Origin of the sequence: Kitasatospora sp. NBC_01250, assembly GCF_036226465.1 — a bacterium.
Lineage (GTDB): Bacteria > Actinomycetota > Actinomycetes > Streptomycetales > Streptomycetaceae > Kitasatospora.
Genome location: NZ_CP108476.1, coordinates 4,768,052 through 4,780,497 on the forward strand (window position 1 = coordinate 4,768,052; position 12,446 = coordinate 4,780,497).

13 protein-coding genes are annotated in these 12,446 nt (G+C 72.6%); 5 read left to right on the forward strand and 8 right to left on the reverse strand.

From position 1 onward, the window contains the following. Positions 1-111 precede the first annotated feature (111 nt). The 5 genes from OG500_RS19830 (at position 112) to trxA (ending at position 5,649) form a co-directional block, all read left to right on the forward strand. Positions 112-2,127: a protein kinase family protein gene (locus OG500_RS19830; RefSeq protein WP_329582100.1), complete on the forward strand. Its 2,016-nt coding sequence runs from the start codon at positions 112-114 to the stop codon at positions 2,125-2,127. Positions 2,128-2,216: 89 nt separating this feature from the next. Then, a complete protein-coding gene (sigM, locus tag OG500_RS19835; protein WP_329582103.1) occupies positions 2,217-3,053 on the forward strand; it encodes an RNA polymerase sigma factor SigM in 837 nt (278 codons plus the stop codon). After that, entirely contained in the window at positions 3,050-4,042 is a 993-nt protein-coding gene (locus tag OG500_RS19840; protein ID WP_329582105.1) for a zf-HC2 domain-containing protein, read from the forward strand. Before sigM ends, OG500_RS19840 begins: the two co-directional genes overlap by 4 nt. A 156-nt stretch (positions 4,043-4,198) precedes the next feature. Further along, positions 4,199-5,173 carry a thioredoxin-disulfide reductase gene (gene trxB / locus OG500_RS19845; protein ID WP_329582108.1) on the forward strand — a complete coding sequence of 325 codons (975 nt, stop codon included), beginning with the start codon at positions 4,199-4,201 and terminating at the stop codon, positions 5,171-5,173. Between the two features lie 131 nt (positions 5,174-5,304). Continuing rightward, positions 5,305-5,649 (forward strand): thioredoxin, encoded by a 345-nt coding sequence (gene trxA / locus OG500_RS19850; RefSeq protein WP_327067991.1) that lies wholly within the window; start codon positions 5,305-5,307, stop codon positions 5,647-5,649. A 73-nt stretch (positions 5,650-5,722) separates the two neighbouring features. Here trxA and OG500_RS19855 read toward each other — a convergent pair whose 3' ends face one another. From OG500_RS19855 to rnpA, 8 genes are all read right to left on the reverse strand, one after another. Beyond that, complete coding sequence (locus OG500_RS19855) at positions 5,723-6,340, reverse strand: GNAT family N-acetyltransferase (RefSeq protein WP_329582111.1); 618 nt, start codon at positions 6,338-6,340, stop codon at positions 5,723-5,725. Between the two features lie 186 nt (positions 6,341-6,526). Then, positions 6,527-7,606 carry a ParB/RepB/Spo0J family partition protein gene (locus tag OG500_RS19860; protein ID WP_327067993.1) on the reverse strand — a complete coding sequence of 360 codons (1,080 nt, stop codon included), beginning with the start codon at positions 7,604-7,606 and terminating at the stop codon, positions 6,527-6,529. Then, complete coding sequence (locus OG500_RS19865; RefSeq protein WP_442789351.1) at positions 7,603-8,697, reverse strand: ParA family protein; 1,095 nt, start codon at positions 8,695-8,697, stop codon at positions 7,603-7,605. Before OG500_RS19865 ends, OG500_RS19860 begins: the two co-directional genes overlap by 4 nt. A gap of 158 nt (positions 8,698-8,855) precedes the next feature. Next, the gene (gene rsmG, locus OG500_RS19870) at positions 8,856-9,626 is read right to left on the reverse strand and encodes a 16S rRNA (guanine(527)-N(7))-methyltransferase RsmG (RefSeq protein WP_327067994.1); all 771 of its coding nucleotides are present in this window, start codon (positions 9,624-9,626) and stop codon (positions 8,856-8,858) included. Positions 9,627-9,813: 187 nt separating this feature from the next. Further along, positions 9,814-10,353 carry a Jag family protein gene (locus OG500_RS19875; protein WP_327067995.1) on the reverse strand — a complete coding sequence of 180 codons (540 nt, stop codon included), beginning with the start codon at positions 10,351-10,353 and terminating at the stop codon, positions 9,814-9,816. A gap of 81 nt (positions 10,354-10,434) precedes the next feature. Continuing rightward, entirely contained in the window at positions 10,435-11,616 is a 1,182-nt protein-coding gene (yidC, locus tag OG500_RS19880; protein WP_327067996.1) for a membrane protein insertase YidC, read from the reverse strand. A gap of 3 nt (positions 11,617-11,619) precedes the next feature. Further along, entirely contained in the window at positions 11,620-12,021 is a 402-nt protein-coding gene (gene yidD / locus OG500_RS19885; RefSeq protein ID WP_327067997.1) for a membrane protein insertion efficiency factor YidD, read from the reverse strand. Further along, positions 12,018-12,443: a ribonuclease P protein component gene (gene rnpA / locus OG500_RS19890; RefSeq protein WP_329582116.1), complete on the reverse strand. Its 426-nt coding sequence runs from the start codon at positions 12,441-12,443 to the stop codon at positions 12,018-12,020. The genes yidD and rnpA overlap by 4 nt, the downstream gene beginning before the upstream one ends. Positions 12,444-12,446 lie beyond the last annotated feature (3 nt).

A 12,446-nucleotide genomic window follows, 5' to 3' on the forward strand; every position in this document is an offset into this window, starting at 1 on the left:
AATTGTCTTCGAATGACTTGGTCTGCAGACCCGGGTCCCCGCCTGTCCGCCTCCCGGCGACACGCCGGCGGGGGTGCCGGACCGGGCGCTACAAGGGGAGGCAGGACGACGGTGGCTGATCGCACCAAGGATCGCACCAAGGCAGTCGTCGAGCGGGCGGCGGCCAAGACGCCGGTCGAGTCCCCGAACGAGGCCACCGGCGAGATCACCGCCCCGCTCTCCGCCGACGAGATCGCCGCGGAGCTGGCCGACCGGCCGGTCGGCGGCAAGCGCGGCGCGGACGGCGGGTCGGCTGCCACCCAGGTGATGCCGCTGCCCGCCGGCGCGAACAGCGCCACTCAGGTGCTGCCGGTACCTGCCGACGCGAACGGCGCCACCCAGGTGCTGCCGGTACCCGGCGCCGACCAGGCTCCGGCCGAGGATCCCGCCGACGAGCCGGAGACCGGCGCCGAACCCGATGCCGGGGCCGGCCTCGACGCCGGCGCCGACCTCGATGCCGGGGCCGACCTCGACGCCGCGGCCGAGCCGGATCCCGTCCAGGACGCCGAGGCGCCCGACGACCACTTCCCGGTCCCGGAGCGCCACAGCGGCGACAAGATCGCGGGGCGCTACCGGCTGGAGGAGCGCATCTCCCAGTCGACGGCCTTCAGCAGCTGGCGGGCCGTGGACGAGAAGCTGCGCCGCGCGGTCGGCGTCCACCTGCTCGCGGCCGGCAGCAAGCGCGCCGAGGGCGTGCTGGCCGCCGCCCGCTCCGCGGCCCTGCTCGGTGACCCGCGCTTCGTCCAGGTGCTGGACGCGGTCCAGGAGGGCGAGCTGGTCTACGTGATCCGGGAGTGGCTGCCGGACGCCACCGACCTGGCCACGCTGCTCGCCCCGGGCCCGATGGAGCCCTACGACGCCTACCAGATGGCCCGTCAGCTCACCGACGCCATCGCCGCCGCGCACCGCAGTGGCCGTTCCCACCTGCGGCTGACCCCGCGCTGCGTGCTGCGCACCGACACCGGCCAGTACCGGATCAACGGGGTCGCGGTCGACGCGGCGCTGCGCGGACTGCCCGACCAGGACGCCGAGCTGACGGACACCCGGGCGATCGGCACCCTGCTGTACGCCGCGCTCACCCACCACTGGCCGCACCCGGAGAACCGCTACGGGCTCCCCGGCCTGCCCGAGGGCGGCACGCTGGCCCCGCCGGAGCAGCTGCGGCCCGAGGTCCACCAGGGCCTGGCCGAGCTGGCGGTGCGGGTCCTGTCGGATCCGCCGCCGCGCGGCCTGACCCCGATCACCTCGCCGGCCGCGCTGGCCAAGGAGATCGCGCTGCTGCCCAAGATCCGGCAGCCCGCACCCGAGCAGCCGGGCCCCGAACGCACCGCTCCCCGCTACCCGGCACCGCCGCGCCCGGACAACCGCACCCAGGTGCTGCGGACCGTGCCGCCGGGCGGGCACCGCCCCGCCCCCGCTCCGTTCGCGCCGCCGCCGGCCCCCGTCGCGCCAGCTCCCCGGCCGGGCCGCCGCCGGGCCAGGCGAGTGCTCCAGTGGACGGTCTCCGTGGTGCTGCTGGCCGCGATCGGCTACGGCTCCTGGGAGTTGGCCGGTCGCCTGGGGACCACGACGCAGAAGCAGGCGCTCGGCACCACCGGTGGCGCCGGCGTGGTCTCCTCGGCCTCGCCCTCCGCCAAGCCGGTCACGGCGCTGCAGATCTCGCAGATCCAGTCGTTCAACCCGTTCGGCAGCGGCCCGATGCACCCGGAGCTGATCTCCGAGATCAACAGCGGCAGCCCGAACGGCGCCTGGCAGACCCAGGGCTACTACTCCGATCTGCCCACCATCGGCCACGGCACCGGCCTGCTGGTCGACCTGGGCTCGGCCAAGTCGGTCAGCTCGGTCGAGGTCCAGTTCCTCGGCACCACCAGCGCCGAACTGCGGGTGCCCAGCGCCACCGGCGGCAGTGCCCCGACCACCCTCGACGACTTCGGCCAGCCGCTGGCCAAGGCCAGCGGGACCGACGCCCAGTTCCAGCTGACCTCGCCGGTCACCTCCCGCTACCTCTTGATCTGGCTGACCAGCCTCCCCAAGGATAGGGACGGCAGTTACCGCGGCCAGGTGTCCGAGATCAAGGTCTCCGGCTGATTGCGGCGCCGGGCCGCCACAGGGGCTCCCGGTCGCGCATGAGGCCCACCGGCACCTGAGCGCGACCAGGGCACCCGAGGGGCAGGCAGATGGCAGGACCGGCGCGACCAGAGCCGCCCGAGACCGGCGAGCAGAGCGACGCCGAGCTGCTGGCCCGGCACGTCGCCGGGGACCAGGCGGCCTTCGGCCGGCTGGTGCACCGTCACCGGGACCGCCTGTGGGCGGTCGCCCTGCGCACCCTGGGCGACCGCGAGGAGGCCGCCGACGCGCTGCAGGACGCCCTGGTCTCGGCGCTGCGCGCCGCGCACACCTTCCAGGGCCGCTCGGCCGTCACCACCTGGCTGCACCGGATCGTGGTCAACGCCTGTCTCGACCGGGCCCGGCGGGCCAACAGCCGACGGGCCGGTTCGCTGGACGAGGAGCCGGGCCGGCTCGACACCCTGGTGCCCGCCGCCGAACCCACCGACGCCCTGGTGCTCCGGCACGAGCTGCGCCGGGAGCTCGGCGCGGCCCTGGCCGAGCTGCCGGCCGAGCAGCGGGCCGCACTGGTCCTGGTCGACATGCAGGGCTACCCGGTGGCCGAGGCCGCCGAGCTGCTGGGCGTCCCGGTGGGCACGGTGAAGAGCCGCTGCGCCCGGGGCCGGGCCCGGCTGCTGCCGCTGGTGCGCCACCTGCGGGCGGACGCCGAACCGGGCGACGGCCCGCAGCGCACCGCCGCGGGTGATGTTTCACGTGAAACGCCGCCCGGCACGCCCTCGGCCGGCCCACCCCCGAGCGCGCGGGAGGCCGGGCGAGGGGCCGCGCGGGAGCCCGGGCCGCCGACTGGACCGCCGGGGAACCGGCCGGGCCCCGCATCCGTCCCATCGCGGGGCCCTGGCATCCCCGCCCAAGAGCCGAGCCTGGAAGGAGACGCGACGCCCCGATGACGAACCAGACCCCCGACCCCGTCGAGTCGGCGCCGAGCGCCTCCCATCCCGGCGTCGACCAGCTGGCCGACCTGCACGAGGACCTGCTGGGTGCCGAGGAGGCCGCCGCCCTGCGGAGCCACCTCGCCGACTGCGAGGAGTGTTCGGAGACCCTGGCGGCGCTGGCCGAGCTGACCGGCCTGCTGGCCGCTGATCCGCCACCGGCGATGCCGGCGGACGTCGCCCAGCGCCTCGACGCCGCGATCGCCGCCGCGATCGCCGAGCCGGCACCGGCCGACAACCACGCGGTGCCCAGCACCCCGAAGAGCAGCACCGCACCCGCCAAGGCGACCAGCACCCCGAAGAGCAGCACCGCACCCGGCAGGGTGGCCGGCACCGCGCCGCCCGGCACCGCGCGCCAGCACACCGGCCCCGGGCGGCCCCGGCCGCGTCGGAGCCGGGTCCGGCTGCTGGCCGCCGCGGTCGCCTGCCTCGCGGTCCTGGGCGGCGGCACCGCGGCCGTCCTGGCGGGCCTCGCCAGCACCGCGGACCGCTCCGCGAACGACGCCTCCGCGGCCGGCCACCCGGCTGCCTCGTACGCCGTCCCGAGTACCTCGGCGCCGCAGGGCGGCACCAGCGCATCGCCGTTCACCCCGGCCGGTCCCGCGTTCACCGCGAGCGGTCTGCCCGACCAGCTCCGGACCCTGCTGCCCGCCGCTTCCGGCAACCTGCCGCACGCCAGCAGCGAGCAGGCCGCACCCGACCACGCCTCCCCCGCCACGGCCCCGCTGCCCGTCTGCGTCGAGTCCGCCGTCGCCGGACACCAGGGCGAGCAGCCGCTACTGGTGACGCACGGCAGCTTCCAGGGCGCGCCGGTGGACGTCTACGTCTTCCGGATCAGCGACGATCCGGCGCACCTGGACGTCTTTCTGCTCGCCGCCGGCTGCGCCACCACCACCCCCAACTCCCCCGCCACGGTTCGCCTCCAGGAGGAGATCCCGGCCCACTGACCACGCCCGCGCCGCCGCCACGGCCGTCCGACGGGCGGCCGCTGGTACACCAGGAGCTGGGAATGCGCGACACTGGTGAGTCGTTGTCCCGGGCGGCGGAGCAGGACCGCCACCCTCCCCGCCTGGCGCGGGTCGCGATGCGAACCAGGAGATGCAGTGAGCGACGTCCGTAACGTGATCATCATCGGTTCCGGCCCCGCCGGTTACACGGCAGCGCTCTACACCGCGCGCGCTTCCCTCAAGCCGCTGGTCTTCGAAGGGGCCGTCACCGCCGGTGGCGCCCTGATGAACACCACCGAGGTGGAGAACTTCCCCGGCTTCCGGGACGGCATCATGGGCCCCGAGCTCATGGACAACATGCGCGGACAGGCCGAGCGCTTCGGCGCCGAGCTGGTCCCGGACGACATCGTCGCGGTCGACCTCACCGGTGACATCAAGACCGTCACCGACTCCGAGGGCGTCGTGCACCGGGCCCACGCCGTGATCGTCACCACCGGTTCCCAGCACCGCAAGCTCGGCCTGCCCCGGGAGGACGCGCTCTCCGGCCGCGGTGTCTCCTGGTGCGCCACCTGCGACGGCTTCTTCTTCAAGGACCAGGACATCGCGGTGGTCGGCGGCGGTGACACCGCCCTGGAGGAGGCCACCTTCCTCTCCCGCTTCGCCAAGTCCGTCACCGTCGTGCACCGCCGGGCCGAGCTGCGCGCCTCCAAGGCGATGCAGGAGCGTGCCTTCGCCGACCCGAAGATCAGCTTCGCCTGGGACAGCGCCGTCGAGGCCGTCCACGGCGACCCGAAGCTGACCGGTGTGACCCTGCGCGACACCACCACCGGCGAGCTGCGCGAGCTGCCGGTCACCGGCCTGTTCATCGCGATCGGCCACGACCCGCGCACCGAGCTCTTCAAGGGCCAGCTGGAGCTGGACGCCGAGGGCTACCTCAAGGTGGAGTCCCCCACCACCCGCACCAACATCCCCGGTGTCTTCGGCGCCGGCGACGTGGTCGACCACACCTACCGCCAGGCGATCACCGCGGCCGGTACCGGCTGCGCCGCCGCCCTGGACGCCGAGCGCTACCTGGCCCACCTGGCCGACGCGGCCGGCAAGGAGAGCGAGACCGCCGCCGTCGCGGTCTGACCTCCCGGCACCATCCCCTCGCAGCCAGGTGTTTCACGTGAAACGCCCGGCTGCGAAACAGAATCCCCCGCTCCGTTGTTGTCCCTTTCGGAGCACCCAGCACCACCCCGCATGCGACCTTAGGAGTTCCCGTGGCCGGCGCCACCATAACCGTCACCGACGCGACCTTCGAGAGCGACGTCCTCAACAGCGACAAGCCCGTGATCGTGGACTTCTGGGCCGAATGGTGCGGCCCCTGCCGTCAGGTCGCCCCCGTGCTGGAGGCCGTCGCCGAGGAGTACGGCGACCAGCTCACCATTGCCAAGCTCAACGTCGACGAGAACCAGGCCGTCCCCGCGCAGTACGGCATCGTCTCGATCCCGACCATGAACGTCTACGTCAAGGGCGAGCTCGTCAAGAGCATCGTCGGCGCCAAGCCCAAGGCCGCCCTGCTGCGCGACCTCGACGGCATCATCACGGTGAAGCCGGTCGGCTGAGCCGACGGCAGCACGGACGAGAGGGCGGCCCCATCGGGGCCGCCCTCTCGCGTTGCCGGCCGGACCGACCGCGTCAGAACGGGCGCAGTGCGGGCTCCTTGCGCCCGGCGCCGAGCAGCCGCTCCAGCGCCCCCTCCGCACCGCCCTTCCAGGAGACGGTGGCGCGCGCCTCCAGCCGCAGCCGTGGGTAGCGGTGGTGCGGGCGCACCGTCTTGAACCCGACCGCCAGCAGGTGCTCGGCCGGCAGCAGGCAGCTCGGCCGATCGCCGCCCGCCGCCCCGAAGGCCTCGATCGCCCGGAAGCCCCGCCCCAGCAGGTCCTTCGCGACCGCCTGCACCAGCACCCTTCCGATGCCCTGTCCCTGGTAGCCCGGCAGCACCCGACTCATCATCAGCTGCACGGCGTCCGGGGAGACCGGACTGGTCGGGAAGGACTGCGAGCGCGGCACGTAGGCCGGTGGCGCGTAGAGCACGAACCCGGCCGGCTCCTGGTCGACGTAGACCAGCCGGCCACAGGACCCCCACTCCAGCAGCGCCGCGGAGATCCACCCCTCCTTCTCCGCCCCCGCCTTCCCGCTGTCCACCGCCTCCCGGCCGCGCACCGGATCGAGCTCCCAGAAGACACAGGAGCGGCAGGGCGCGGGCAGATCCCCCAGGTTGTCCAGTGTCAGGGGGACGATCCTGCGACCCATGCGGCACACCTCCTCGTTCGGTTCCTCCCCCGGGGGCGAGGGCCAACCAGTCCGACCGGCGCGCTCCTCCCCCAGGACCCGTACAGACACCGGTGGGTGCATGTTTCACGTGAAACATGCACCCACCGGTCCAGCATGCCCGTCTCGGCCGAGCCGCACAGCAGCGGGCACAGGCCCCGAGCGGGCTCAGCTCTGCGAGAGCCGCAGCCCGTCCTCCCCTGGCGCCAGGCTGTCCAGGATCCGGTTGAGGTCGTCCACCGAGGCGAACTCCAGGACCACCTTGCCCTTGCCCAGCTTGCCACCCCGCTGCGAGACCTCGACCTTCACCCGGGTGTCGAACCGGTCGGAGAGCCGACCCGCCAGGTCGTTGAAGGCCGGGGAGAGGATCTTGCCCGCCTTGGGGCCCACCGGACGCGGCTTCTCCTGCGGCTCCAGCAGCTTCACCATCTCCTCGGTGCTGCGCACCGAGAGCCCCTCCGCGATGATCCGCTTGGCCAGCTGCTCCTGCTGCCACTCGGCCGCGACCCCGAGCAGCGCCCGGGCGTGACCGGCGGTCAGCACCCCGGCGGCCACCCGGCGCTGCACCGCCGAGGAGAGCTTGAGCAGCCGCAGCGTATTGGAGAGGTGCGAACGCGAGCGGCCGATCCGGTCCGCCAGCTCGTCCTGGGTGCAGCCGAACTCCTCCAGCAGCTGCTGGTAGGCGGCGGCCTCCTCCAGCGGGTTCAGCTCCGCCCGGTGCAGGTTCTCCAGCAGCGCTTCCAGCAGCAGCTTGTCGTCCTCGGTGGCCCGCACGATCGCCGGGATCCGCTCCAGCCCGGCCTCCTGGGAGGCGCGCCAGCGCCGCTCACCCATGATCAGCTCGTAGCGCTCCGGACCCACCTGACGGACCACCACCGGCTGGAGCAGACCCACCTCCTTGATCGAGGTGACCAGCTCCTCCAGCTTCTCCTCGTCGAACACCTTGCGGGGCTGCGCCGGATTGGGCGTGATCGCGTCCAGCGGCAGCTCGGCGAAGCGCACGCCCTCCACCGGCACCAGCTCCGGGCGCGCGCTCGAAGCCACCCGCGCCGCCACCGTGCCGCGCCCCGCCGGCAGCACCGGCACCGCGCTGGGCGACACCGCTCCGGTCTCCAGCACCGCCGCGCCACCGGGCGCCACCGGCCTGTCGGCGGCGGCGGTCGTGGCCGCCGTCCCGGGAGCCGCCGACGCACCGGCCGCCGGAATCAGCGCACCCAGCCCACGACCCAGACCCCTGCGACCACTCACCGATTGCCCTCCATCGTGCTGTGCTGTGCCGTCGGCGTCGCCTGCGCGCCGATCGTGTGCCGGTGCTGTCCCACCGCGTCCAACGCCTCGGCCGCCGCCTGCTCCACCGCGGTGGCCGGGCCCTCCAGGCCGACCGCCCGCAGCGCCAGTTCCCGCGCCGCCTCCAGGTAGGAGAGCGCGCCGGTGGAGCCGGGATCGTAGGTGAGCACCGTCTGCCCGTAGCTCGGTGCCTCCGAGATGCGCACCGAACGCGGGATCGCGGTCCGCAGCACCTCCGTGGTGAAGTGGTTGCGCACCTCCTGCGCGACCTGGGCGGCCAGCCTGGTCCGCGCGTCGTACATGGTGAGCAGGATGGTGGAGACGTGCAGCGCCGGGTTCAGGTGCGCGCGCACCAGCTCCACGTTGCGCAGCAGCTGTCCCAGGCCCTCCAGCGCGTAGTACTCGCACTGGATCGGGATCATCACCTCCTGGCCTGCCACCAGGGCGTTGACCGTCAGCAGCCCGAGCGAGGGCGGACAGTCGATCAGGATGTAGTCCAGGGGCTGTTCGTAGGCGGCGATCGCCCGCTGCAGCCGGCTCTCCCGGGCCACCAGCGAGACCAGCTCGATCTCCGCGCCGGCCAGGTCGATGGTGGCGGGGACGCAGAACAGCCCCTCCACCTCCACCACCGGCTGCACCACATCGGCCAGCGGCTTGCCCTCCACCAGCACGTCGTAGATGGACGGCACCTCGGCGTGGTGGTCGATGCCGAGCGCGGTGGAGGCGTTGCCCTGCGGGTCGAGGTCGATCACCAGGACCCGTAGCCCGTGCATGGCGAGCGAGGCGGCCATGTTGACGGTGCTGGTGGTCTTCCCCACCCCGCCCTTCTGGTTCGCCACCACGATCACGCGGGTCGCCGGTGGCCTGGGCAGGCCTTCACCCGCCCGTCCCAGCGCCTGCACGGCGGCCTGCGCCGCCCGGGCGATGGGGGTGTCATCGATCTGGTCGATGGTCTCCGAGTCCTGCATGGGGCTCAGTGTTTCACGTGAAACCGGAGCGGCAACAGTCTCCGCCCGGCCACGGCCGAGCCCCCGGCGCAGCCGGAGGTCCAGACTGGCGGGAAGCAGCGAGCGACGTTTCACGTGAAACACCATGCCCGCAATGTCGGATATCTGACGCCGCGACACTCCGGACGACGCCAGAGGCCCCGGGTGCGATCCGCACCCGGGGCCTCCCGGTCACTCCTCGTGGGCCGCGTGGGCCCGGCCGCTCAGCGCCGCCGGCGACCGGCGCCCCGCGCCTCCGCCGGCCGACCGCCGGCCCGGCCCGCCCGGGCCGCCTTCGCCCGCCTGGTCGCCGCCTTCACCCCGCCGGGGCTCTCGCCGGCCTTCACCTGCACCACCCGGGTCGCAGCGCCCAGCAGGCTCTCCCCCACCGGGATCACCGACCACTCGACCGCACCCAGCTTGCTGAGCGCCGCCCGCGAGTCGGCCAGCTCCTGCTCGGCGGTGTCGCCCTTGAGCGCCAGCATCTGCCCGTAGGGACGCAGCAGCGGCATGCCCCAGCCGGCCAGCCGGTCCAGCGGTGCCACCGCCCGGGCCGTGACGATCTCCACCGAGACCTTGCCGATCATCTCCTCGGCCCGCCCGCGCAGCACGGTGACGTTGGTCAGCTCCAGCTCCCGCACCACCTCCTCCAGGAAGGTGGTGCGCCGCAGCAGCGGCTCCAGCAGGGTCACCGACACGTCGGGCCGGGCCAGCGCCACCGGGATCCCGGGCAGCCCCGCGCCCGACCCCACATCGCACAGGGTCGCCCCCTCGGGCAGCAGCTCGGAGAGCACCGCGCAGTTGAGCACGTGGCGGTCCCACAGCCGGGGCACCTCCCGCGGACCGATCAGCCCGCGCTGCACCCCCGCCGACGCCAGCAGCTCGGCGTAACGCTGCGCCGAGGCGAACCGCTCGCCGAAGATCTCCCGTGCCGCCTGCGGCGGCTCGCCCAGACCCTCCGGCGCCCCATCGGCCGCCGCACTCTCCGTCGCCATCTCAGCCTCTCCGCTCACCGAATCCACCGTTAGCACCGTTTCACGTGAAACATCCCACGCCAACTCGAAGCACCACGTGCGAGGCACCGCCTGTGAGGCAGCACCTGCAGAGCCCCCGAGGAGCGACGACCCCGCTCGCACAGCCGCACCGTGCGAACGGGGTCGTCGAGGGATGGAGCCCCGGGCCTCAGCCCGCCAGGACCACGACGCAGCGCTGCGGCTCTTCGCCCTCCGACTCGCTTCGCAGCCCAGCCGCGGCCACCGCGTCATGGACCACCTTGCGCTCGAACGGCGTCATCGGGCGCAGCTTGACCGACTCGCCGGTCTGCTTGGCCTGCTCGGCGGCCTTGGCCCCGAGCTCCGCCAGCTCCTCGCGCTTGCGGGCCCGGAAGCCGGCGATGTCCAGCATCAGCCGGCTGCGCTCCCCGGTCTCCCGGTGCACGGCCAGCCGGGTCAGCTCCTGGAGCGCCTCCAGCACCTCACCGTCCTGACCCACCAGCCGCTGCAGGGTGCGGTCGTTGCCGTCGCCCACGATGGACACCAGGGCCCGGTCGCCTTCGACATCCATGTCGATGTCGCCGTCCAGGTCGGCGATGTCCAGCAGGCCTTCGAGGTAGTCGGCCGCGATGTCGCCCTCCTGCTCCAGGCGAGCGACCAGGGTGTCCGCCGACTCCTCAGCCGGGGCGGCCGATCCGGCGTCGACGGCGGAGGTGGTGCCTTCCGTCACGGGAGGGACTCCTTCACAGACAGGGCCCACGGGTACGGGCCGAAATCGAGGACTCGAGGGGTTCGGGCGAGGGTCGGGCGACTACTTCTTCTTGGGTCGCTGACCGCTCTGCTGCGGGCCGCGCTTGGCGCCGCCGCCACCCTGCTTGGGGGCCGGCCGCTTGGCGCCGCCCGAGGCCTGCGCCTTGCCCGCCCCCTGCGTGCTGGGCACCGCGTCCTCGACCTGCGCGTCGGTCTCCGCCGCCGCCGGCTCACCGTCCGTGTTGCTCTGGTCGGTCTTCACCGCACCGCCGTGCACCTGCTGGCGCTGGGCCTTGGTCTGCTTGCGCGGCTGCTGCCGGCGCACCTGGACCGTCTCGGTCAGCGCGGCAGCGGCCTGCTGCTCGGCAGCCGCCTTCGCCTTGCCACCGCCGAGGAAGCCGAGCACGCCGGCGCCCTTGATGATCGAGCCGTCCGGGTTCAGCCGGCCGGAGGCCTTCAGGCGCACCTGCCGCTCGTCCCAGGCCTTGCTGCCCGGCGTCGGGTTGTTGCGGATCACGACCAGCTGCTGGCCCATCGACCAGACGTTGGTGGTCAGCCAGTAGACCAGCACACCGACCGGGAAGTTGATGCCCATCACGGCGAACATGAACGGGAAGACGTACATGAGCATCTTCTGCTGCTGCATGAACGGCGTCTTGACCGTGAGGTCCACGTTCTTGGTCATCAGCTGGCGCTGGGTGATGAACTGCGAGAGCGACATCATCACGATCATCACCGCGGTGACGATCTTGACGTTGGTCTCGGTGGAGTGCACGAAGGTGGCCGACAGCGGAGCACCGAAGATGTGCGCCTTGCCCGCGCTGGCCAGCAGCGGGCCGTTGATGACGCCGATTTCCTTGTTGTGCGCGACCGAGCTCAGCACCCCGTACAGGGCGGTGAAGAACGGCATCTGCACCAGGATCGGGAGACAGCTCGAGAAGGGGTTGGTGCCCGCCTCCTTGTAGAGCTTCATCATCTCTTCGGACTGGCGCTGCTTGTCGCTCTTGTAGCGCTCCTGGATGGCCTTCATCTTCGGCTGGATCGCCTGCATGGCCCGGGTCGACTTGATCTGCTTCACGAAGAGCGGGATCAGGCAGATCCGGATCACGATCACCATGGAGGCGATGGCGAGACCCCAGGCCCAGCCGCTGTCGGCCGGGAAGACGTGGCTGTACAGCGCGTGGAACTGAACGATGATCCACGAGACAGCGGTGTAGAGAGGGTTCAGGAAGGACCAGGTCACCGGTCAGACTCCTTGGGCATTGGGCTTGGTCGTCAGGCTTTCGGACATCGGGCCTACCGACGTCTGACCAGCAGCCGTCGAGCCTGAGGTGACCGGGCCGCGGGCCGCGGAGCCGGTCGGCTCCGCGCCCGTGGCGCTACCGGTCCTGGACTGCACCAGGGTACGGAGCCGCTGGTGCCAAACGGGACGCTTACGCGGCGGCACATGATCCACACCGCCCGGGGACCAGGGATTGCACCGAAGGATCCGCCAGCCGGTCAGCACGCTGCCCTTGATCGCACCGTGTGTCCGCACCGCCTCGTAGCCGTAGTGCGAGCACGAGGGGTAGTAGCGGCAGACCGGGCCCAGCAGCGGACTTATCGTCAGCTGGTAGAGCCGGATCAGACCCATCAGCAGGTACTTCATCGCCCTGATCCTCCTCCCGGGGAGGTCGGATCGGTCCGGAGCAGCCGCTTCAGCGCGGCGTCCAGGTCATGTGCAAGATCCAGATACGAGGCCGTCCCCGCGGGGGGCAGCGCCCGTACCACTATCAGGCTACCTGCGGGCAAGCGGGCCAGACGCTCGCGGACCAGGTGACGCAGACGACGCTTGACCAGGTTGCGGACCACGGCGGGACCAACAGCCTTGCTCACGACGAAACCCGCACGCGCCGAGGGAGGCCCCTCGGCGACGTGCGGGTGGGAGTCGCTGTACCCGTCTGCCTGACCCGCCAGCTCGTCATCTCGTCTGAGATGGACGACCAGCAGAGGCCGACCGGCTCGACGGCCGCGTTTCACCGCGATCGCGAAGTCCTGGCGCCGCCGCAGCCGATTCTCGGAGGGCAGCACTGC

Bases quoted from the DNA above. Each gene is read 5' to 3' on its own strand.
- sigM (WP_329582103.1), top strand. From the start codon at position 2,217: ATGGCAGGACCGGCGCGACCAGAGCCGCCCGAGACCGGCGAGCAGAGC.
- OG500_RS19840 (WP_329582105.1), top strand. From the start codon at position 3,050: ATGACGAACCAGACCCCCGACCCCGTCGAGTCGGCGCCGAGCGCCTCC.
- OG500_RS19855 (WP_329582111.1), bottom strand. From the start codon at position 6,340: ATGGGTCGCAGGATCGTCCCCCTGACACTGGACAACCTGGGGGATCTG.
- rsmG (WP_327067994.1), bottom strand. From the start codon at position 9,626: ATGGCGACGGAGAGTGCGGCGGCCGATGGGGCGCCGGAGGGTCTGGGC.
- yidD (WP_327067997.1), bottom strand. From the start codon at position 12,021: ATGAAGTACCTGCTGATGGGTCTGATCCGGCTCTACCAGCTGACGATA.